16 protein-coding genes and 2 tRNA genes are annotated in these 21,386 nt (G+C 32.4%); 7 read left to right on the forward strand and 11 right to left on the reverse strand.

What is annotated here, in order from left to right:
* Nucleotides 1-5: 5 nt before the first annotated feature.
* Nucleotides 6-2,111, reverse strand: coding sequence for a TonB-dependent receptor plug domain-containing protein (locus FN795_RS17925; protein ID WP_142451900.1), 2,106 nt, complete (start codon nt 2,109-2,111; stop codon nt 6-8).
* Nucleotides 2,112-2,215: 104 nt separating this feature from the next.
* On the opposite strand from FN795_RS17925, the gene FN795_RS17930 reads away from it, so the two are divergent.
* A complete protein-coding gene (locus tag FN795_RS17930; protein ID WP_142451901.1) occupies nt 2,216-3,121 on the forward strand; it encodes a DUF6607 family protein in 906 nt (301 codons plus the stop codon).
* A 117-nt stretch (nt 3,122-3,238) separates the two neighbouring features.
* On the opposite strand, the gene argS is transcribed toward FN795_RS17930, so the two are convergent.
* On the reverse strand, nt 3,239-5,017 hold the full coding sequence (gene argS / locus FN795_RS17935) for an arginine--tRNA ligase (protein ID WP_142451902.1): 1,779 nt from the start codon (nt 5,015-5,017) through the stop codon (nt 3,239-3,241).
* 322 nt (nt 5,018-5,339) lie between these two features.
* On the opposite strand from argS, the gene FN795_RS17940 reads away from it, so the two are divergent.
* Nucleotides 5,340-7,757 (forward strand): TonB-dependent receptor domain-containing protein, encoded by a 2,418-nt coding sequence (locus FN795_RS17940; protein WP_142451903.1) that lies wholly within the window; start codon nt 5,340-5,342, stop codon nt 7,755-7,757.
* An 83-nt stretch (nt 7,758-7,840) separates the two neighbouring features.
* On the opposite strand, the gene FN795_RS17945 is transcribed toward FN795_RS17940, so the two are convergent.
* Complete coding sequence (locus FN795_RS17945) at nt 7,841-8,512, reverse strand: copper homeostasis protein CutC (protein WP_142451904.1); 672 nt, start codon at nt 8,510-8,512, stop codon at nt 7,841-7,843.
* 114 nt (nt 8,513-8,626) lie between these two features.
* Nucleotides 8,627-9,634 (reverse strand): 3-oxoacyl-ACP synthase III family protein, encoded by a 1,008-nt coding sequence (locus FN795_RS17950; RefSeq protein WP_142451905.1) that lies wholly within the window; start codon nt 9,632-9,634, stop codon nt 8,627-8,629.
* Nucleotides 9,635-9,898: 264 nt separating this feature from the next.
* Here FN795_RS17950 and FN795_RS17955 point away from each other — a divergent pair, with 264 nt between their 5' ends.
* On the forward strand, nt 9,899-12,310 hold the full coding sequence (locus FN795_RS17955; RefSeq protein ID WP_142451906.1) for a S9 family peptidase: 2,412 nt from the start codon (nt 9,899-9,901) through the stop codon (nt 12,308-12,310).
* 98 nt (nt 12,311-12,408) lie between these two features.
* On the opposite strand, the gene FN795_RS17960 is transcribed toward FN795_RS17955, so the two are convergent.
* The 3 genes from FN795_RS17960 to FN795_RS17970 all read right to left on the reverse strand — a co-directional run bounded on the left by FN795_RS17960 (nt 12,409) and on the right by FN795_RS17970 (nt 14,696).
* Nucleotides 12,409-13,359, reverse strand: coding sequence for an ABC transporter ATP-binding protein (locus tag FN795_RS17960; RefSeq protein ID WP_142451907.1), 951 nt, complete (start codon nt 13,357-13,359; stop codon nt 12,409-12,411).
* Nucleotides 13,360-13,465: 106 nt separating this feature from the next.
* A complete protein-coding gene (locus FN795_RS17965; RefSeq protein ID WP_142451908.1) occupies nt 13,466-14,161 on the reverse strand; it encodes an OmpA family protein in 696 nt (231 codons plus the stop codon).
* Nucleotides 14,162-14,192: 31 nt separating this feature from the next.
* Nucleotides 14,193-14,696 (reverse strand): lipocalin family protein, encoded by a 504-nt coding sequence (locus FN795_RS17970; RefSeq protein ID WP_167498096.1) that lies wholly within the window; start codon nt 14,694-14,696, stop codon nt 14,193-14,195.
* Between the two features lie 202 nt (nt 14,697-14,898).
* Here FN795_RS17970 and htpG point away from each other — a divergent pair, with 202 nt between their 5' ends.
* The 4 genes from htpG to FN795_RS17990 all read left to right on the forward strand — a co-directional run bounded on the left by htpG (nt 14,899) and on the right by FN795_RS17990 (nt 19,924).
* Nucleotides 14,899-16,782, forward strand: coding sequence for a molecular chaperone HtpG (gene htpG, locus FN795_RS17975; RefSeq protein WP_142451909.1), 1,884 nt, complete (start codon nt 14,899-14,901; stop codon nt 16,780-16,782).
* A 131-nt stretch (nt 16,783-16,913) separates the two neighbouring features.
* Complete coding sequence (locus FN795_RS17980) at nt 16,914-18,080, forward strand: hypothetical protein (protein WP_142451910.1); 1,167 nt, start codon at nt 16,914-16,916, stop codon at nt 18,078-18,080.
* A gap of 168 nt (nt 18,081-18,248) precedes the next feature.
* Nucleotides 18,249-19,055: a hypothetical protein gene (locus FN795_RS17985; protein WP_142451911.1), complete on the forward strand. Its 807-nt coding sequence runs from the start codon at nt 18,249-18,251 to the stop codon at nt 19,053-19,055.
* A gap of 131 nt (nt 19,056-19,186) precedes the next feature.
* Nucleotides 19,187-19,924, forward strand: a complete 738-nt coding sequence (locus tag FN795_RS17990) for a DUF4369 domain-containing protein (RefSeq protein ID WP_142451912.1) — start codon at nt 19,187-19,189, stop codon at nt 19,922-19,924.
* A gap of 79 nt (nt 19,925-20,003) precedes the next feature.
* On the opposite strand, the gene FN795_RS17995 is transcribed toward FN795_RS17990, so the two are convergent.
* The 4 genes from FN795_RS17995 to FN795_RS18010 all read right to left on the reverse strand — a co-directional run bounded on the left by FN795_RS17995 (nt 20,004) and on the right by FN795_RS18010 (nt 21,330).
* The gene (locus tag FN795_RS17995) at nt 20,004-20,462 is read right to left on the reverse strand and encodes a DUF5362 family protein (protein ID WP_142451913.1); all 459 of its coding nucleotides are present in this window, start codon (nt 20,460-20,462) and stop codon (nt 20,004-20,006) included.
* A gap of 267 nt (nt 20,463-20,729) precedes the next feature.
* A tRNA-Thr gene (locus FN795_RS18000) sits at nt 20,730-20,803 on the reverse strand.
* A gap of 110 nt (nt 20,804-20,913) precedes the next feature.
* A tRNA-Thr gene (locus tag FN795_RS18005) sits at nt 20,914-20,987 on the reverse strand.
* A gap of 76 nt (nt 20,988-21,063) precedes the next feature.
* Nucleotides 21,064-21,330 (reverse strand): hypothetical protein, encoded by a 267-nt coding sequence (locus FN795_RS18010; RefSeq protein WP_035650232.1) that lies wholly within the window; start codon nt 21,328-21,330, stop codon nt 21,064-21,066.
* Nucleotides 21,331-21,386 lie beyond the last annotated feature (56 nt).

Here is a 21,386-nt window from a genome sequence, read left to right on the forward strand (position 1 = left end):
TTATATTAAAGATTAAGGTTATATGCTAATTTTAAAAAGTAAGAACGTCCGTATGCAAGCATTACATCTGAGCCTGAAGCATGAGCTCCTGTATTGGCATTCGTTCTGTTTACATTAACTATGTCAAAAATATTTCTAGCGCCAAGGGTAACTTCTAAATGATTTTTGAAGAAATTTTGTCTAATTGAAGCATCAAGCCAGTTACTTGGGTCAACTTCAGACAAAACAAAACCAGAACTTCCTTCGGTAAATTGCTGTGCTTTTCCATTGTATTTATAATATCCCGAAACAACTGTTTTCCATTTTGGAAACATATAAGAAACACTTGCGTTTAAATTTAAAGTGTACAAAAATTGATCAGTCACACCGTTTTCTCCATTATCCATATTTTGAGAAACCCCAGCTAAAGTCGCACCAATATTAAAAGTCAGATAATCCAATCTAAACTGATTGGTCGAAGAGAAGTTCCACATTCTGTATTTACTAATATTGATAAATTGATACATTGGACTTCCTGTGTCTATATTATCTCCAACATATGCCTGATCGATTTTATCTTTTAAATCCAAATAACTTCCAGCAAATGTATTTGCCATTTGCAATCCAGATGAAAAAGCCGTTATTTTTTTGACACTCAATTCATAAGAAGTACTTTTTTCAGGAACTAAATTTTCATTTCCTACAAAAAAGTGGCCATCGAAAATTTGTTTTGAATATAATTCGTTAAAATTTGGCGTCCTAAATCCAGTACCAAAAGAACCTCTTAATTCTAAGCCTTTATCAAATAAATATCTCAAAGCAATTGAGGAAGCGTATTGATTATCAAATTTTGACTGAGCAGAAAAACGTAATCCTGGTTTTATAGAAAATCGTTCTGTCGCTAAAATTTCTGCAGAAGCGAAGAAATCATAGTTTTCCAATGTTTTTTGAATCGGAACATAAACTTTGTTTGCCTCCTGAACTAGAGAAAAACCTTGATTATTTACAAATTCGTATCCTAACTGAAAATCTAATGTTTTACTTTCAAAAAAGTTATTGAATGTTCCCATCGAAGAGAGCACTTCCATCGACTGGTCTTTTACCTTCACATTAAGTGATTCGTCTCTGGTATATAAATTATATCTAAAATCTTCAATATCTCTTTCTTGCTTTTGATGCGTAACGGTAATATTATAATTTACTTGCGAAAACATTTTACCAATAGCATTCAAATTATTAAAATATCGATTTGTAAAATACCTGCTATCTTCAGCATAACGATAAGGTGCAGTATTAAAGCCAGATTGCACAGTACTATTATAATAATCTACATTTTCGTCTAAAAATTCAAATCGGTAAAAAAAACGGAAATTGCCTTTTTGATAGGAAAGCAAAGCTGTACCATTTAATTGTTCTTTTGGTAACCAGCTGTATCCTCTAGTACCATCATTTTCCATATAATTTTTGCCGTTCTTATCTCCTAAATAACCCTGAAAATCATTTCTATTAATTCCGGCACTCACATACCAATTTTCACTAAAAGTATGACCAATACGCAAATTCTGAATATGCCTTCCTTTATCAAAAAGAGAATATTCGTTACCAACCGTTTCTTCTTGAGCAGCAACATTAATATCCCATTTATACTTCGAATATTTTTTTGTAATAATATTAAGAACACCGCTTACTGCATTTGCCCCATAAACAACTCCCATTGCACCTTCTACAATCTCGATGCGTTCTACATCATTAAGGTTAATTTGTGAAAGGTCAGTGTTGTTTCCTAAACCGCCCTCGTTAACCAATGGAACATTATCAACCAAAATTTTAAAATATTGCGCATCCAATCCAAATAACGAAACCGTCGAACGACCACTTGTCCCACTTGGTGTAACTGTAATATTTAAATATTGATTTAACACATCTGATAAATTATTTGCTGCTAAATTCTTGATATCCTTATTAGAAATAACTCGAACATTATATACAGACTTTTTTATAGATTGAGGCTCAATTTGCCCTGTTACAACAACCTCAGAAAGTTTTTCCTGAGAGACAATACTATCTTTTTGCTGAGCAAAAGAATAGGTACAAAATAGAAATCCAGCAAAAAGGGTAATTTTAATTTTCATTATTTTTATTCAGTCTTAATAATGGCGCAAATATATAAACTATTTTTATTTGTTCTAAATAAATTATATATATTTGCAAAAATTAAAAAACAAAATAATAAGTTATGATTACAAAAAGCCTCTATTTATCGGCCGTAATGGCTTTGACTTGTGGTCTTGGTTTCGCTCAGGACAAAAAACAACAAGACATTAAATCAATAAAATCAATGTGTGGTTGTTATGAAGTAAAATTCAATTTTACCGAAACATTTTCATATCCTAAAGATTCTCTTACTTATAAACCATCTGAGACTAAGCACGAATCAGCTTTAGAATGGGTTGAATTATTAGAAGATACTCCAAACAAAATCGTAATGCAGCATTTATTGATTGTAAGCGATGATATGATTATCAAACACTGGAGACAAGACTGGCTTTATGAAAACACAGACTTATATTCTTTCGATAAAGGAACTTCTTGGAAGTATAAAAAATTAGATAAAAAAGCAGTTAAAGGTCAATGGACTCAAAAAGTATATCAAGTAGATGATAGTCCGCGTTATGAAGGATCATCAACTTGGGTACATGTTGACGGAAACGATTACTGGGCAAATGTTGCCGATGCGCCACTTCCTAGAAGAGAGCAAACAAAACGTAATGATTATAATGTTTTAAAAAGAAGAAACATTCACGAAATCACTTCTACAGGATGGAACCATGAGCAAGACAATGACAAATTGGTTCGTGATGATGCTGGAAAAGATGTTTTATTAGCACAAGAAAAAGGTTTTGATGTTTATACTAAAGTTCCAGATTCTAAATGTGCTGCTGCACAAAAATGGTGGGGAACAAACAAAGTACTTTGGAAAAACGTTCGTGATAAATGGCAAACTCTTTTTGACAGACATCAAGATTTAAACTTAGAAGCAAAAGTAGATCGTAAAGCTTTGTATTCTCTTTTATTTGATTTAAAACCAGAAGCAACAAAAGCAGAATCTGATGCTATCATCGAAAAGTTCGTTAAAAAATAAAAATTGTTAGTTAAATAAAAAAAAAGCCGGTAATTTCTAGATTGCCGGCTTTTTTTTGGAAAACAAAAAAGCCGACAGTCATAACTATCGGCTTTAAAATATCTTTGTTTTTAAATATTACATTCTCTCAGGAACCTCAATTCCTAACATAGAAAAGGCCGATTTAATAACTTCGGCTACTTTTTGAGAAAGCTGTACTCTGAAAATCTTTTTAGTCAAATCAACTTCGCCTAAAATATGTACAGATTGATAGAATGAATTATATTCTTTTACCAAATCATATGTATAATTTGCAATCAAAGCCGGACTGTGATTTTGAGCTGCATTCTGAATTACTTCTGGGAAAAGTTCGATTTGTTTTACCAATTCTTTTTCTTTTTCATGTAATTCTTCAATTGTTGTTTTTGCAGAAAAATCAAAATCAGCTTTGCGAATTATCGATTGAATTCTCGCATAAGTATATTGAATAAACGGACCTGTATTTCCAGCAAAATCTACAGATTCCTCTGGATTGAATAAAATACGTTTCTTTGGATCAACTTTTAAGATATAATATTTTAGAGCTCCAAGACCGATTGTTTTAAACAATTTCGATTTTTCTTCTGCAGAATAACTGTCCAATTTCCCTAAATCTTCTGAGATTTGTTTTGCCGTATCCGTCATATCCTGCATCAAATCATCGGCATCTACAACAGTTCCTTCACGGCTTTTCATTTTTCCAGATGGCAAATCAACCATTCCGTATGATAAATGATATAAACTTGAAGCCCAATCAAAACCAAGTTTTTTTAAGATTAAGAATAATACTTTAAAGTGATAATCTTGTTCATTTCCAACAGTATAAACCATTCCACCAACATCTGGCATATCTTTTACACGCTGAATTGCTGTTCCAATATCCTGCGTCATGTAAACTGCAGTTCCGTCAGAACGCAACACAATTTTACGGTCAAGACCTTCATCTGTCAAATCAATCCAAACTGAACCGTCAGGATCTTTTTCAAAAACACCTTTATCTAAACCTACCTGAACAACATCTTTTCCTAATAAATAGGTATTGCTTTCATAGTAATATTTATCGAAGTTAACTCCAAGATTATTGTAAGTTGTAGCGAAACCATCATAAACCCATTGGTTCATCATTTTCCAAAGCTCAATCACTTTTTCATCGCCAGCTTCCCATTTTTTAAGCATTTCCTGAGCCTCAATAATTATTGGAGCTTGTTTTTTTGCTTCTTCTTCTGTTTTTCCTGTTTCAATTAATTGATTGATTTCTGTTTTGTAAGCTTTATCAAACTCTACATAATATTTCCCAACTAATTTATCGCCTTTTAAAGCTGAACTTTCCGGAGTTTCTCCGTTTCCAAATTTCTCCCAAGCCAACATCGATTTGCAAATGTGAATTCCGCGATCGTTGATGATCTGAGTTTTGTACACTTTTTTTCCAGAAGCTTTAATAATTTCAGCAACTGAATATCCTAACAAATTGTTACGAACGTGACCCAAGTGCAAAGGTTTATTTGTATTTGGCGAAGAATATTCAACCATAACTGCTTTGTCATCTGGATTTGGAGTTACGTAACCAAATTTTGTATTGTCTTTTATTTCATTAAAGAAATTCAAGTAATAACTATCTGAAATTACAATATTCAAAAAACCTGAAACTACGTTAAAGCGCGCTACTTCAGAAACATTTTCAACTAGATAATTTCCAATTTTATTTCCTAATTCGACAGGATTGCTTTTGATGACTTTCAGCAACGGAAAAATTACCATTGTAATATCGCCTTCAAACTCTTTTCTGGTAGTCTGAAATTCGATTTTATCAACTGAAACATCAAATAATGCCTGAATTGCTTTTTGTATAGAAGGTGTAAGAATTTGTGATAATGACATGTAACTTATTTTAAAGTGAGCAAAGATACAGCTTATTCATCAATTACAGAAAATGAAAAACATATTAAATCACACAAAACGTTTAGAATTTCTTAAAAAAGCCTTTCAGAAGAATGTTAAAATTATCAAAAAATTAAAACGTTAATCTCCTACAAAACAACAAGTCACAGATTAAATTAAAAAATAATTCATTTTTTCTTGTAACATAATAGATGTAAAAGAGTCTTAATAGTGACTTTGAATTTATTTAAAGCAAAAAAAATCTAACAAAAACAAAAAAAACAATCATCATCAATCAAATCAAAATAATCAGTTATTAATTATGAAATTAAAATTTTTTCTGTTCGCATTATTTAGTTTAATTGCAACAGCACAGGCCCAGAATTCCGGGACAGTTTCCGGAAAAATTATCGAGAAATCGAATAACGCACCAATTTCGTATGCAACTGTTTCTGTCAAAGAAAACGGAAAAGTTGTATCTGGTGTTAACACAGATGACAATGGTGATTTTACAATCAAAAATTTAGCATTAAAAAGCTACACTATCGAAATTCAATATATTGGTTTCAAAAAATATGTTGGTTCATTAATTTTAAGTGAAAACAGAAAAACGGCTACAGTAAATGTTTCTCTTGAAGAAGAAGCAACACAATTGAAAGGTGTAAATGTTGTGGCTGAACGCTCAACTATCGAACAAAAGATTGACCGTAAGGTAATTAATGTCGGTAAAGATTTGACTACAGCTGGTGCTTCTGCATCTGATATTATGAGTAACATTCCATCAGTAAACGTAGATCAAGATGGAAAACTTTCGCTTCGCGGAAATGACAATGTACGTGTATTAATTGACGGGCGTCCATCTAATATTGACCCTGCTCAATTATTGAAACAAATTCCTTCAACTTCTATCAAAAAAATTGAGTTGATTACAAATCCAAGCGCTAAATATAATCCAGAAGGAATGTCTGGAATCATCAACATCGTTTTGCACAAAAATGCAAATACTGGTTTCAATGGAAGCTATAGCGGTGGTATTACTTTTGGAGAAACTGCAAAATACAACCAATCTCTTGATTTGAACTACAAAACCGGAAAAGTAAATTTCTTTGGAAATGGAGGTCAAAACTTTGGTACATATTACAATAAAGGAAGAATCCAAAGATTAGATCAGGATGTTGAGCAAAATTTGAAAATTTCTAACGAAAATGACAATTACTTGTACAAGTTAGGAATGGATTATTTAATCAATGACAAAAATACTTTGTCGTTCTATACCAATCAAAACAAATCAACTGGAAACGGAAATGTAATTACAGACATTGATTACAATAACGCTGATCCAAATATTTTCAATATTTACCAAAATTCAACTTATAAAGGTCCAAGCAAAACAGGAACTTATAATTTAGCGTACAAACATATTTTCAAAAAAGAAGGACATACTTTAGATTTTGAAGGAAACTATAGTGATACTAAATCAGATCAAAATGCAAGTTTTGATACTAAAACAACAAAACCTGACAATACTTCAAATAGCGTAGTTTACAGCGATCAAATAGGTGATCAAAGAAAATTGAGTACAATAAATGTTGATTATGTAAATCCGTTGAATGACAAAACTACGCTTGAAGCTGGTGCTGAAGCTAGAATCACAAGAACAAACAATGATTACAGCACAGGTAATCCATTAGTTGCCGTTGATGCAAGAATTTCAAATTATACTTATTATACTGATATTTATTCAGCATATGTAACTTTTGGTCAAAAATTCAAAAAATTCAGTTACCAATTAGGAACTCGTTTTGAAAGCTATAAAGTAGAAGCGAATTTAAATCACGGTAAGGATAAATTTAATGATGATTATATTACACTATATCCATCGGCATATTTAACGTATAATTTAAACGAAAAAAATGTTTTGCAATTTAGCTACAGCCGTCGTGTTGACCGTCCAAGTATTGAGCAGACAAAACCTATTCGTGAGTTCTCAACTCCGTTGGTAACTTCATATGGAAATCCTACATTAAGACCTCAATTTACAAATTCTGTCGAGGTAAACTATACAAAAACGCTTGATAAAGGAAGCGTTACAGCTGGTGTTTTTGTAAGAAGCATCAATGATCAAATTAGCAGAACTTTGAGCCCGGATCCAAATGACCCATCTGGATACAAACAAATTTTAAGTTATACAAACTACGATCACAACAGCGCTTATGGTTTTGATGTTTCATTAAACTACAAACTGACAAAATGGTGGGATATCCAACCTTCTATCGATTTTTCAAGCATTAAACAACAAGGCGTTGTATTTTTTTATGATCCAGTAAAAAACCAAAATGTAGGAGAAGAGCACCATGTTACAACTACGGCATTTAACGCTCGTATGAACTCAAACTTCAAACCTACAAAACGTTTAAGTTTCTTGTTGTTCGGTTTTTACAGAGGACCAGTTGAAGATGTTCAGCAAAACAGACACGAAATGTACAAAATGGATATTGGTTCACGTTATACATTGTTAGACAACAAAATGAACATTAGCGTACGTTTTAACGATGTTTTCAAAACAATGAAATATGCTTTTGATGGAATTTATCCTTATCCACAAACAGGTGAGTTTTCTTGGGAAAGCAGAACAGTTTATTTAGGTTTGACTTACAACTTTGGTGGTGGAAAAATCAAAAACTTACAACGTAAACAAAGAGAAGATAACACTAATAAAGGTGGTGGCGGAATGTTTTAATCCCACTTTGATTAGTAGATTTTAATAGTTCTTGTAGAAAAGAAAAGCCTGGAGTATGCCAACTCCAGGCTTTTTTATTTAGATTATAAAAAATTTCGCAATTCTTTAATTTCTTCTGGATTTGCAATTTCGGAATTATCTGTAATTGCTGATGAATGATAAAAAGTTGGAGTCAACTTATCTTGCAGCAATTTTATGTTTGAAGATCTTAAGCCTCCTCCTGGCATGATTTCGATTCGGTCTTTGGCTAATTTTTGAATTTGTTCTAAATCGAAAATTCCTTCTTCAACATTTTTTCCTGTTCCAGAAGTCAAAATAGTTTGAAAACCACATTCAATTACATCTTCAAGCCCTTTTTCAATAGAATCTACAACATCAAAAGCGCGATGGAAAGTACATGATAACGGATGCGCTAAATGTACCAATTCTTTATTTTGCCTTTTATTCACTTTTCCGTTTGGCTTCAAAATTCCGAAAACAAAACCGTCAACGCCTAGTTTTTTATACTGTTTGATATCTTGTTTCATTTCTGTCAGCTCTTCATCAGAATAAACAAAATCGCCTCCACGAGGTCTTATAATGACATGCATTTTTATTTTTACGCTTTCGCGGACTTTCACTACTAAAATAGAATTTGGAGTGGTTCCTCCTAATTCCATATTTTCACACAGTTCAATTCTGTCCGCACCGCTTTCCTGAGCAATTATTGCCGACTCATAATTGAAACACGCTATTTCTAGTTGATTTTTTTTCATTTGATTGTTTTTTTGTCATTTCGAATGAAATCACAAGATTTGGGATATCAAAAGTAAAAAAACCTGCTCCAAAAATGAAGCAGGTTTCAAAAAATATAATGTAAGATGATTATTTTACCATTTAATAATTGCGCTCGCCCAAGTGAATCCACTTCCAAAAGCAGCTAAAACTACTGTATCTCCAGATTTTATCTTTCCTTGTTCCCAAGCTTCTGTCAAAGCAATTGGAATAGAAGCTGCAGTTGTATTACCGTATTTCTGGATATTATTATGCACTTGATCATCAGACAATTTGAATTTATTCTGAATGAACTGTGAAATTCTCAAATTCGCCTGATGCGGAATTAACATATCAATATCTGAAACTTGCAAACCGTTTGTCTCTAAACCTTCATTGATAACTTCAGCGAAACGAACTACTGCATTTTTAAACACAAATTGTCCGTTCATGTATGGATAATAACTTTCGTCATTTGGATCATTATCTGCAAGAATATCGGTTACCCAGCGCGCGCCCATTCCCGGTGCCTGCAATGCCAATTCTTCGGCATGCTGACCTTCTGAATGTAAGTGGGTTGACAAAATTCCTTTTGTCAAATCTTCCTCACGACTCAAAACAGCTGCTCCTGCTCCATCTCCAAAAATTACCGAAACACCGCGCCCGCGAGTTGTCATATCTAATCCTGTCGAATGAACTTCAGAACCAATTACCAAAATATTTTTATACATTCCGGTTTTAATATATTGGTCGGCTACAGAAATAGCATAAACAAAACCTGAACATTGGTTTCTTACATCTAAAGCTCCAACAGTTCTTAATCCTAAATCTCTCTGAACCAAAACTCCAGGTCCTGGAAAATAGTAATCTGGACTTAATGTAGCAAAAACTACAAAATCAATATCTTCTTTGGCAACGCCAGAACGTTCTATTGCAATTTTAGCTGCTTTTACGCCCATTGAAGTTGTGGTATCTTCTCCACGAATAATATGTCTGCGCTCCTGAATTCCGGTTCTTTCCTGAATCCATTCGTCATTGGTATCCATAATCTTAGACAAATCATCGTTGGTCACAACATTTGAAGGAACATAATATCCTAAGCCCGCTATTTTTGAATGATACATATTCTTTTTATTGTTTGTTAAAAAATTGGATTGCAAATTTACGTATAGTTTAAAACATAAGCACCCAAATTACTATTTTTTTCGTTATTAGCAATTTAATATACTTTAATTCTAAAGTTTATTAAAACCATTTCTTTTAAAAAAAATCAGTCTTTTGTTAAAAACAATGAAAAGTATTTAAATTATGCTTTAAAATGTAACAAGATTGAAGTACTTTAGTCAAACATTACGAATACCATTTTTTAAACCCCTAAAATTCAAATTATGAAATTAAAGGTTACATTACTCTTATTTCTAAACATTGGTTTTATTGCTTTTGCCCAAGAAAACTTAACGTACCAAAAACCTTCAAAATCTATTTTAGATTTAGCCGATTACGAACGTGCGCCGACAGTATCAATGGATACTAAAAAAGAATACATGTTACTAATGTACAGGCCCACTTATAAAACATTAGACGACTTAAACCAGGAAGAACTTCGTTTGGGAGGCTTGAGAATCAACCCAATTACTAATATTTCAAGTACAGTAACGTATCTTAATAATTTAAAAGTACGCAAAATTAACGGTAAGGACGAAATGCAGGTTACAGGTTTGCCTAGCAATCCAAAAATCAGTAATATTTTATGGTCGCCAAATGACAAAAAAATATTGTTTTCCCATACTGCTGCAACAGGAGTTGAACTTTGGGTTATAGATGTTGCCACTGCAACTGCTTCAAAACTTACTGAAGGAACTGTAAACGCAAATCTTGGAAATCCGTTTAGCTGGTTTTCAGACAATGAAACGATTTTGGTAAAAATGCTTCCTAAAAACAGACCGGCATTATTAGATGCCAAAAAAGATTTGCCAACCGGACCAATTATCTCAAATACTTCTGGAGAAAAATCTCAAAACAGAACATATCCTGATATGTTGAAAAACAAAAATGATGAAGCAAATTTTGAAAATATTGTTACTTCTGAATTATACAAAGTAAACCTAAAAGGAGATGCCGTTTTGTTTAAAGATGCAGCAATGTATGCTGGGGAAAGAATTTCGCCAGATGGAAATTACATTATGCTGACTACAATTCAAAAACCTTTTTCATATGTAGTTCCATTATACAGATTCCCTTCAAGAACAATTGTTTATGATGCAAGAGGAAAAGAAATCAAAACAGTAAACGAAGTTCCATTAAGCGAAATAATGCCAAAAGGTTTTATGGCCGTTAGAAAAGGAAAACGTGAAATGGCTTGGAGAAATGACAAACCAGCTACACTAGCATTCGTAACAGCTTTGGATGAAGGAGATCCAGCAAACAAAGTAGAATTTAGAGATGAAGTTTTTCTTTGGGATGCGCCATTTACAAACAACCCAACTTCATTAGTAAAAACTCCACAACGTTTTAGCGATGTTATTTGGGGGAATGACAATGTTGCTGTTGTTTCTGACGAATGGTACGATACGCGTAATACAAAAACGTATTTAATCAATCCATCAAATCCAAGTGAACAACCAAAACTGATTACAGACAGAAATTCACAAGATGTTTATTCTGATCCAGGTGCTTTTGAAACAAAGAAAAACGAATACAATAAATATGTTTTAGCTATTGAAAACGACAATGCATACCGTATTGGAGATGGATTTACTAAAGCGGGTCAATTTCCTTTTATTGACGAATTCAATTTAAAAACTTTAAAATCAAAACGCGTTTACACTTCTTCTTATAAAGATAAAAAAGAAGATTTATTAGAAATTGAAGATTTTAAATCAGGTAAAGTTTTAGTTCAGATTCAGTCTAAAAGCGAATATCCAAATTATTACTTCAGAAACATTAAAAAACAAAACAGCCTGACTCCTATTACAGCTTTCAAAAATCCTTTTGAGAGTATTAAAGATGTGAGCAAAGAAGTAATCAAATACAAACGTAAAGATGGTGTTGAGCTTTCTGGAACTTTATATTTGCCTGCTGGTTATGACAAAGTTAAAAAAGAGAAATTGCCATTATTGATCTGGGCTTATCCTGCAGAATACAAAGACAAAAACAGCGCTGGACAAGTGACTCAAAATTCAAATGAATTTACAGTTCCTTATTACGGCTCATTTGTATATTGGGTAACAAAAGGATATGCTGTTCTTGATGATGCTGCTTTCCCAATTATTGGAGAAGGTACAACAGAACCAAATGATAATTTCATTTCACAATTAGTTGATAATGCCGAAGCAGCGATTAATGCTGTAGACGCTTTAGGTTACATCAACCGCAAAAAAGTAGCTGTTGGCGGACACTCTTACGGAGCTTTTATGACAGCTAACTTATTGACACATTCTAATCTTTTTGCTTGCGGAATTGCACGAAGTGGCGCCTACAACAGAACTTTGACACCGTTTGGATTCCAAACTGAACAACGTAATTATTGGGAAGTTCCTCAAGTTTACAATACAATGTCGCCTTTTATGAATGCTGATAAAATGAAAACGCCAATTTTATTAGTTCATGGTGAAGCCGATAACAATCCTGGAACTTTTACTTTACAGACAGAGCGTTATTTTCAAGCTTTAAAAGGTTTGGGTGCCAATGCAAGAATGGTAATTTTACCTAAAGAAGCACATAGTTATGTTGCCAAAGAAAACATTTTGCATCTTCTTTGGGAACAAGATCAGTTTTTAGAAAAGTATTTGAAAAACTAATTTAGACACTAATTCTATAAAGCAAAACCCGACAGATTTGAAACTGTCGGGTTTTCTTTTTTAAGTATTCAAAATTATCAAATTAACTCATTTTCTAATTAAAGATAATTTAAACCAAGAAATATTTCCTGTTCAAGAGGCAAATCAATTTCACTTTCAAAGAAGATCAATTGTCTTTTATAAACAGTTTCGATTAAATAATGATTCCCTCTAAAATAAGTTCTTCTGATTTTCACCTGCAATTTTGAATCGGCAACCATTTTAAATTGATGCGGATACACCAATGTTTTATGAGTCTCATCTTCATAATCAAGCAATAAATGAGTTGCAACTTCATTTACTTCTCCAAAAAGCGAAGCAACATATTTAGTTTGAGGATCTTCGTATATTTTCGTTGGATTATCTTTTACAATCACTTCTCCATTACGCATCACAATTGCTTCATCTGCAAATGACAATGCGTCTGTACTGTCGTGCGTAGCAATAATACAGGTAATTCCTTTTTGTTTTAGATATCTAAATAAATTTCGGCGTAAAGCATTTTTCCTAAAAGCATCAATCTGACTGAAAGGTTCGTCAAGCAAAATTACTTCGGGTTCTAAAGCTAAAACTCTAACCAAAGCTACTCGCTGTTGTTGGCCTCCACTTAAAAATTTAGTTTTTACATTGGAAAAATTTTCCATTTCAACCATTTCCAATAATTCCTGAACACGCAGTTTTTTCATATTGGCAAAACCATTCGATAAAAATTTTCCAACATTCTCAGCCACTGTTTCATAAGGAGACAAATCAAAATCCTGAGCCAAATATTTCATATACGGCATTCCCGGAATCAAATTGTATTTTGGACCTAAAACCGGCTTTTCGTTATAAAAAATCTTGCCTTCGTCTAAATCGTATAAACCATAAATTAGTTTTAGCAGTGTACTTTTTCCGCAGCCGCTTTCACCAATAATGGCGATATTTTCACCTTTATTTATAGTAAAAGAAACGTTTTTTATAACGGGCGTATCAATGTACGAAAAAGAAATATTTTGAATATCGAGCATGAGTTGAATTTGAAAGTTCAAATTTACAATGTTTAATTTCTAAAGTCAAAAAAAAAGCTGCTTCAATTATGAAACAGCTTTTAATAAATTTTATTGCCTTCTAAAACTATTTTCCAGCTTCGGCTTTTGCATCGTTTACCATTTTGTCATTTGCAGTAATTGCAAACTCTACACGACGGTTTTGACTTCTTCCTTCTGGAGTATCATTAGTCGCAATAGGATCAGCAATTCCTAAACCTGAGGTTTTGAAACGGCTAGATTTTAATCCTTTTGAAACTAAATAAGCCTGAACAGACGCAGCTCTTTGTCCTGAAAGTGTTAAGTTATATTCTGGTTTACCTGTGTTATCAGTATAACCAAAAATTTCAATATTAGTATCTCCGTAGTCGTTAAACACAGGAACTAATTTATCTAAGTTTGCTTTTGCAGTTGAAGTCAAAGTTGATTTGTTAGTATCAAAACGAACAGCATTTTCATTCAAAGTCAAGTGAATACCCTCACCTACTCTTTCAACATCTGCACCCGGAAGCGCCTGATCGATTTCACGAGCCTGTTTATCCATTTTATTTCCAATAAGAGCTCCGGTTCCTCCACCTACAGCAGCCCCAATAGCAGCTCCTAAGGCAGCGTTTCCACCATGTCCTAAATTGTTTCCTAGAATACCACCAATAAGACCTCCGGCAACAACTCCAATTCCGGCTCCTTTTTGCGTATTATTCGCATTTTTTACTGAATCACAGCTTGCAAAAAAACTACTTAATACAAGTAAACTACTCAACCCTAAAACTTTTATCTTTCTCATGTGTATATATTTTTAATATTAATTAGCTTTCTTAGTTAGCTCTTTGAAATTGGTACGTTACGTCTTTAACTTGTCCGCCTACGTTTATATTGTCAATTAACTGAAAAGAATTATCACTAAGTCCAGCAACTTTCAGCAAATAACCTTCTTTAACGTTTTTAGATTTGGTTCCAGGGTTAACAATTTTAAGAACAAAAAGTCCCTGATTATTGATACTCCAAACAATTGGCGAAGTAAATGCTGTACAGCTTGGCGCATTCAGGGTCATTGTACCTTTATTGTTATTAGAAATAAAATTCCAAGTACTGCCAATAAAACATTTTGAATCAGCTAGATCAAATGAATTCACCTTAATGTAATCAGAACCCGGATAAGATACATTGGTTAAAACCCAATTTCCTTTAATTGCTACTTGAGTTGATTTGTCAAGTTTAGTTGAAAGTGTTGGCGCTTCAGTAGAAGCTGTTGTAGACGAAGATGATTTACACGCAAAAAACATCGTGGCAATCATGCAAATGAAAATAATTTTCTTCATTTTGTACATTTTTTAAGTTAATACTTACGCGTTTAACAATTATTATACCACAAATATACGATTCGTTGAGATATTTTCTCTTCCAAAATCTATTTATTTTCTTTCAAAATTAACACTTCCGACATTTTGTCACCCTAAAAACAATTGGTATTCTATTTGAATAAATGAAAATCATCACATTAAACTCAAAAATTAAAAAAATATGACAACAGGTAAAATTAATGTTTCGGTAGAAAACATCTTTCCCTTAATCAAAAAGTTCTTATACAGCGATCACGAAATCTTTTTACGTGAGCTGGTTTCAAACGGAACTGATGCCACTTTAAAATTAAAACACCTTATCAGTATTGGCGAAGCTAAAGTTGAATACGGAAATCCGGTTATCGAAATCAAAGTTGATAAAGAAGGTAAAAAAATCCATATTATCGACCAAGGTTTAGGTATGACTGCTGATGAAGTAGAAAAATACATTAATCAGGTAGCTTTTTCAGGAGCTGAGGAATTTTTGGACAAATACAAAGATTCTGCTAAAGATTCTGGAATTATTGGACATTTTGGTCTTGGTTTCTATTCTGCTTTTATGGTTGCTGAAAAAGTAGAAATCATCACTAAATCATATAAAGATGAGCCAGCTGCACACTGGACATGTGACGGAAGTCCTGAATTCACTTTAGAACCTGCTGACAAAACTTCACGCGGAACTGAAATCATTCTTCATATCGCTGAAGATTCTTTAGAATTCTTAGAGGATTCTAAAATCAGTGGTTTATTGAGCAAATACAACAAGTTTATGCCTATTCCAATTAAATTTGGAACAAGAACAGAAACGCTTCCAAAACCAGAAGATGCTCCGGAAGACTTCGTAAACGAAACAATTGAAGTTGACAACATTATCAATAATCCAAACCCAGCTTGGACAAAACAGCCTTCTGAATTATCTGATGAAGATTACAAAAACTTCTACAGAGAATTGTATCCAATGCAATTTGAAGAGCCATTATTCAATATTCATTTAAATGTAGATTATCCGTTCAACTTAACTGGTATTTTGTATTTCCCGAAATTAGGAAACGACATGCAGATCCAGAAAGATAAAATTCAGTTGTACCAAAACCAAGTTTACGTTACTGATAATGTAGAAGGAATTGTTCCTGAATTTTTGACAATGTTAAAAGGTGTAATTGATTCCCCAGATATTCCATTGAACGTTTCTCGTTCAGGTTTACAGGCAGATGGTGCAGTTAAGAAAATTTCAAACTATATCACTCGTAAAGTTGCCGATAAATTAAAATCTTTATTCAACGAAAACCGTGCTGATTTTGAAGCAAAATGGAACGATATTAAAATCGTTTTAGAATACGGAATGCTTTCTGAAGATAAATTCTATGAAAAAGCAGGTGCATTTGTATTATATCCAACTGTAGATGATACTTATTTCACTTTAGAAGAATTAAAAGAAAAACTAAAAGAAAACCAAACTGATAAAGATGGTAAACTTGTAGTTCTTTATGCTGGAAACAAAGATGCACAGCACTCTTATATTGAAGCTGCAAAAGAAAAAGGTTACGAAGTATTGCTTTTAGATTCTCCGATTATTTCACATTTAATTCAAAAAATTGAAGGTGACAACAGCGGATTAACTTTTGTACGTGTTGACTCTGATCATATTGATAATTTAATCAAAAAAGATGAAAACACGATTTCTAAATTATCTGATGAAGAAAAAGCGACTTTAAAAACTTCTTTAGAAGCTTATATCCCGAAAGCATACAGCGTACAATTAGAAGCTATGGATTCTCAAGCAGCACCTTTCATTATTACGCAGCCTGAATTTATGCGAAGAATGAAAGAAATGAGCCAAACTGGCGGAGGCGGAATGTTCGGAATGGGAAATATGCCAGAAATGTACAATTTAGTTGTAAACACAAATTCTGATTTAGCTTCAAGCATTTTAAATACTGAAGACAAAACACACCAGGAACATTTGGTAAAACAAGCTTTAGACTTAGCTAAATTATCGCAGAATCTTTTAAAAGGTGAAGCTTTAACTGCTTTTGTAAAAAGAAGCTTTGAGATGATTAAGTAATCTAACTTTCAATAAAAACACCTAAAGCCTTACAGTATTAATTGTAAGGCTTTTTCTAATTATTTTCCTAAAAAATATCTTATTAAATTTTTAATGCATACATTTAGATGAACTTAAAAGCAATCTAAAACATGAAAAGCATTAACCAAATAAAAATTTTCATTTCTTGCCCAGGAGACATTAAAGAAGAAATTGAATCGATAGAATTAATTATAAATGAGATTAACAAAACATCTGGAAAACGTGATGATTATGCATTGGAGCTTTTAAATTGGAAATACGACACATATACAGATATTGGTAGTGATGGACAAGAAGTTATAAACAATCAATTAGAGCATCAATACGATATACTAATTGGAATTTTAGGCTCAAGAGCTGGCACTCCCACAAAAAGAGACAAATCAGGTACGATTGAAGAAATCAATAGAGCAATTTTAGACGATTCAAAAGAAAAAATGATTTATTTCAAGACTTCAGCACCAGAAAACATTTATGACATCGATCCTAAACAACTTGAAATTTTAAAATTATTCAAGAAAGAGCTTACCGAAAAGGGTGTTTTATATAAAGAATTCAACTCTTTAGATTCTTTTGAATCACTATTCCGAATAAACTTATCAAATTTAATAATTGATAAAATTTTAAATAAAAATAAGGCTATTAAGAATCCAATAATCAATAAAAATACAAATAAATATTCCGACATAGTTGATTTAATATCTAAAATTGAAACCAAGGACGATAGTAATATTGAAATTGATCTTTTTAATTTACTAGGAGAAACAACATCATACTTAGAAATAATAACTAAAACTTTGGATTCTATGACTGGTTCTTTAAATTTTCTCACAGAAAAATTAAATTTAAGAACTGAGGAATTAAATAAAATACACCATGTTAAAGATCAAAAACTAAAACAAAGCAAAGCAATTAAGTCTATAAATGATTTGTCTATGGAATTAACTGAATTTAGCACTAGAATTGATAATGATCTTCCAATATTCTCTGAGAACTTCAAACTAGTTGGTAGTTCATATTCAAAAATATTACTAACATTAACAGGAAACAAATCCAATGAGGTTATCAATATGAAAAACCAAATGGAATCTTTTAGGAATAATGTGGAATTTGCTCTTAAAAATTCAGCAATATTATTACAAATTGTGAGTGACTTTCCGTTAATGAACTCAAAATTTAATCATAGTAAAAGACAAACAGAAATATCTATAAAAAACATAACAAAAGAGCTTTTAGAGGGATTATTACTTTTTGACGAAGCAATGGGAATCAACTAAAAGAAAAAAATATATCTCTAAAAATTCGCAAGAAAAAAAATATTTTTTTTTATCTTATAAATAAATTTCTAAAATCCCGTAAGTTCAGCTTACGGGATTTTTTTATTGCGATTCATTTTTTTTGTTACATTTGAAAACCTTTAAAATCTAACTTAACAAAAAACTACTATGAAAAAAATCGCTCTTTTAGTCACAACAGTTTGTGCAACAGCATTAACTTACATCTCGTGTTCCAGCAATGACGATATTGCAACTCAAACTGACACGACAGCTGTTGGCGCTTCAATCTCAATTGATGCCGCAAACGAAATGGATGTTAATACAGGATTATCTGTAACAAACAGCTCAGCAACATCAAAACCTGCTGCGGCAGTTTGCGCAACAATTACCGTTTCTGGAACAACTTATCCTAAAGTTTACACGGTAGATTATGGAACTACAGGTTGTGTCGACAATCAGCTTACAAGAAAAGGAAAACTAAAACTTACTCTTTCTGGACCAGTAACTACTACAGGAAGCAAATTGACTATTGAAAGAATTGACTATTCCATCAACGGAATTAAACTAGAAGGAACAATCGAATATACAAATACTACAACAGTTGCTACTGTACCACAATTTACTAGAAAAGTAACAAATGGAAAATTTACTGACTTATTAGGAAGAGTATACACAAACTCTGGAACCTATACAGTAAAACAAACTGCAGGTGTTGATACTCCATTTGTTCTTGAAGACAACGTATATGAAATGACGGAAGGCACACACACTGTTACTACTGAAAAAGGCACAACTTTAACTTTTACTGTTCAGGAAAGTTTGATTAAAAAATACTCTTGCCAATATATTTCAAAAGGGAAATTAAAAATCGAAGGCGGATTACTTAAAGGAGTTATTGACTACGGAAACAATGACTGCGACAGCAAATTTACATACACTCACGAAAGTGGCGCAACTTACAACTTACAAATGTAATAGGCTCATTTTTATAAAAATACACAAATCCCAATTTAGAAATAAGTTGGGATTTATTTTTTATTAAAATTTTAATCACCATAACCACATTCAAACTATTTTCTTTATTTTGCACCAAAATCTAAAAACCAATGAAAAAATCTATTATTGCCTTTGCTGCAATTGCCCTATTAGCATCATGTAGCAAAAAAAATGAATCTCCTGACAACCTGCACATCACAGGAAACATTAAAGGATTAAAAAAAGGAACTTTATATATTCAAAGAATTGTTGACACTTCGCTAGTTGCAATCGATAGCATTAAAATTGATGGAAATTCGGCTTTTGAGCGCGATATCAAATTAGAATCTCCAGAAATGCTTTATTTGTTTTTAGATAGAGGTGTAACGAATTCAATGGACAATAATATTTTGTTTTTTGCAGAACCTGGAAATATTAACATTGATACCAACTTAGATAATTTCATTTATAATGCTAAAATCACAGGATCTAAAAATCAAGAATTATACGAAGAGTATAAAAAAATAAACGATCGTTTCAATGATGAAAGTCTGGCTTTGGTAGAACCTAGATTTAAAGCAATGAAAAGAAACGATCAAAAAGCTTTAGACAGCATTAACACAAAAGAGGACTCAAATACTAAAAGAAAATATCTTTTTGCTACAAACTTCGCTCTTAACAACAAAGATCACGAAATCGCGCCTTATATTGCTTTAGCAGAGATTTATGATATCAATGTAAAATTCTTAGATACAATTCAGAAATCGATGACACCAAAAGTAGCGCAGTCACTTTACGGAAAGAAGCTAACAAAATATGTTGCTGATATAAAAAAACAAGAACAAAAAGCTCCGGTAGCTGCAGAATAAAAAATAAAAAAACGTCCTGAAATTCAGGACGTTTTTTTTTATACTAACAACTCGGTGTTTTAAATAATGCCATCTAAAATTATCTCCCTAACAAAGACCCTAAAATAGCAAACATAAAAATCAACGCATACAAGACCAACATCGAAACCATCAAAATACCAATAAATTTATAATGCGATTTTAAATATCCTAAAGAAGATGTCAATGCCTCAGAATCATTTTCTCTAAAAGCTCTTTTAGCATTAGAACCAAATCTGAACAAATAATAAACAGGAAAGAAATAAACCGCCGCAATTAACAAATAAAAGAAACTCATAATCGCACCGAAAGAACCTGCAAATACTCCCACTCCTGCCATTGTATTTCCCATTGAAGCAAAAATTGCTCCGGCAAAAATTGCAATTACAACAAAAAGCCCAATTCCTATAAATCCGAGAATTGACAAAAAGTAAGCCCACTTTGCGGTTTCTTTTAAAAAGTCTTTTGCAGATTGATCGAGATGGAGCTCGAATTTTTCAAATACTGAGGTTTCTTCCATTATGATTAGGTTTTTGGTTAAGAAACAAACATAAGAAAAATAGGAATTCAAAAAATTCAAATTTAAAATTTCAAATCCCAATTTAAAACCAAAACCTAAACATCAACAATGTCACCCTGAGCGAAGTCGAAGAGTAAATGCAAAGCTCTTCGACTTCGCTCAGCCTGACAATACAAGCAGAACCTGAAACCTGAAACTTGAAACCTGAAACTTAAAATTTAGAATTCGAGCAAAAAAAAAACCACCACATTTCTGTGATGGTTTTTGAGCCGATAGAGGGACTCGAACCCACGACCTGCTGATTACAAATCAGCTGCTCTAGCCAGCTGAGCTACATCGGCCTTTTTAACGGGTGCAAAGATAAAATTGTTTTTTTAATTTCCAAAAATAATTTCACACCTCTCTCTATAATTTAAAAAACCACCACATTTCTGTGATGGTTTTTCCGTTGAGCCGATAGAGGGACTCGAACCCACGACCTGCTGATTACAAATCAGCTGCTCTAGCCAGCTGAGCTACATCGGCCTCATTACGGGTGCAAATATAAAGCGGTTTTTCGTTTTCCCAAAATAAATTTGCACTTTTTTATACTTTTTTTTGCTTACAATTCGTTGATTTTAGCAATCAATTGATTAGCAACTTGTTCCAATTCTACATTTATTTGTTTGAAGTGCGCTTTTTTATTTTCAACGTTCTTTGCGTTCACTTTTGTGATCAAAGTATCAAATGCAGCGATAGCTTCATCAACTAAAGCATTCGTTTCTGGAGTAGGATTTCCTGTTGTTGACATCTCAAACAAGTAAACTGCCTCAATAATATCTCCTAATACGAAATTGATGTCTTTCTTTAAATTTTTAACGTTTGCCATTTTTATTATAATTTTAATTTGCGTTTGCAAAAGTACATATAATCTTTAGATTAAGT

The sequence above is a fragment of the Flavobacterium resistens genome (assembly GCF_900182645.1).
Taxonomy (GTDB): Bacteria; Bacteroidota; Bacteroidia; order Flavobacteriales; family Flavobacteriaceae; genus Flavobacterium; species Flavobacterium resistens.

What these genes read in the sequence shown, in the direction of transcription:
- FN795_RS17990 (WP_142451912.1), top strand. Translation starts at nt 19,187, where the DNA reads ATGAAAAAATCTATTATTGCCTTTGCTGCAATTGCCCTATTAGCATCA.
- FN795_RS17925 (WP_142451900.1), bottom strand. Translation starts at nt 2,111, where the DNA reads ATGAAAATTAAAATTACCCTTTTTGCTGGATTTCTATTTTGTACCTAT.
- FN795_RS17945 (WP_142451904.1), bottom strand. Translation starts at nt 8,512, where the DNA reads ATGAAAAAAAATCAACTAGAAATAGCGTGTTTCAATTATGAGTCGGCA.
- argS (WP_142451902.1), bottom strand. Translation starts at nt 5,017, where the DNA reads ATGTCATTATCACAAATTCTTACACCTTCTATACAAAAAGCAATTCAG.
- FN795_RS17985 (WP_142451911.1), top strand. Translation starts at nt 18,249, where the DNA reads ATGAAAAAAATCGCTCTTTTAGTCACAACAGTTTGTGCAACAGCATTA.
- FN795_RS17970 (WP_167498096.1), bottom strand. Translation starts at nt 14,696, where the DNA reads ATGAAGAAAATTATTTTCATTTGCATGATTGCCACGATGTTTTTTGCG.
- htpG (WP_142451909.1), top strand. Translation starts at nt 14,899, where the DNA reads ATGACAACAGGTAAAATTAATGTTTCGGTAGAAAACATCTTTCCCTTA.
- FN795_RS17960 (WP_142451907.1), bottom strand. Translation starts at nt 13,359, where the DNA reads ATGCTCGATATTCAAAATATTTCTTTTTCGTACATTGATACGCCCGTT.
- FN795_RS17930 (WP_142451901.1), top strand. Translation starts at nt 2,216, where the DNA reads ATGATTACAAAAAGCCTCTATTTATCGGCCGTAATGGCTTTGACTTGT.
- FN795_RS17995 (WP_142451913.1), bottom strand. Translation starts at nt 20,462, where the DNA reads ATGGAAGAAACCTCAGTATTTGAAAAATTCGAGCTCCATCTCGATCAA.
- FN795_RS17940 (WP_142451903.1), top strand. Translation starts at nt 5,340, where the DNA reads ATGAAATTAAAATTTTTTCTGTTCGCATTATTTAGTTTAATTGCAACA.
- FN795_RS17980 (WP_142451910.1), top strand. Translation starts at nt 16,914, where the DNA reads ATGAAAAGCATTAACCAAATAAAAATTTTCATTTCTTGCCCAGGAGAC.
- FN795_RS18010 (WP_035650232.1), bottom strand. Translation starts at nt 21,330, where the DNA reads ATGGCAAACGTTAAAAATTTAAAGAAAGACATCAATTTCGTATTAGGA.
- FN795_RS17955 (WP_142451906.1), top strand. Translation starts at nt 9,899, where the DNA reads ATGAAATTAAAGGTTACATTACTCTTATTTCTAAACATTGGTTTTATT.
- FN795_RS17950 (WP_142451905.1), bottom strand. Translation starts at nt 9,634, where the DNA reads ATGTATCATTCAAAAATAGCGGGCTTAGGATATTATGTTCCTTCAAAT.
- FN795_RS17965 (WP_142451908.1), bottom strand. Translation starts at nt 14,161, where the DNA reads ATGAGAAAGATAAAAGTTTTAGGGTTGAGTAGTTTACTTGTATTAAGT.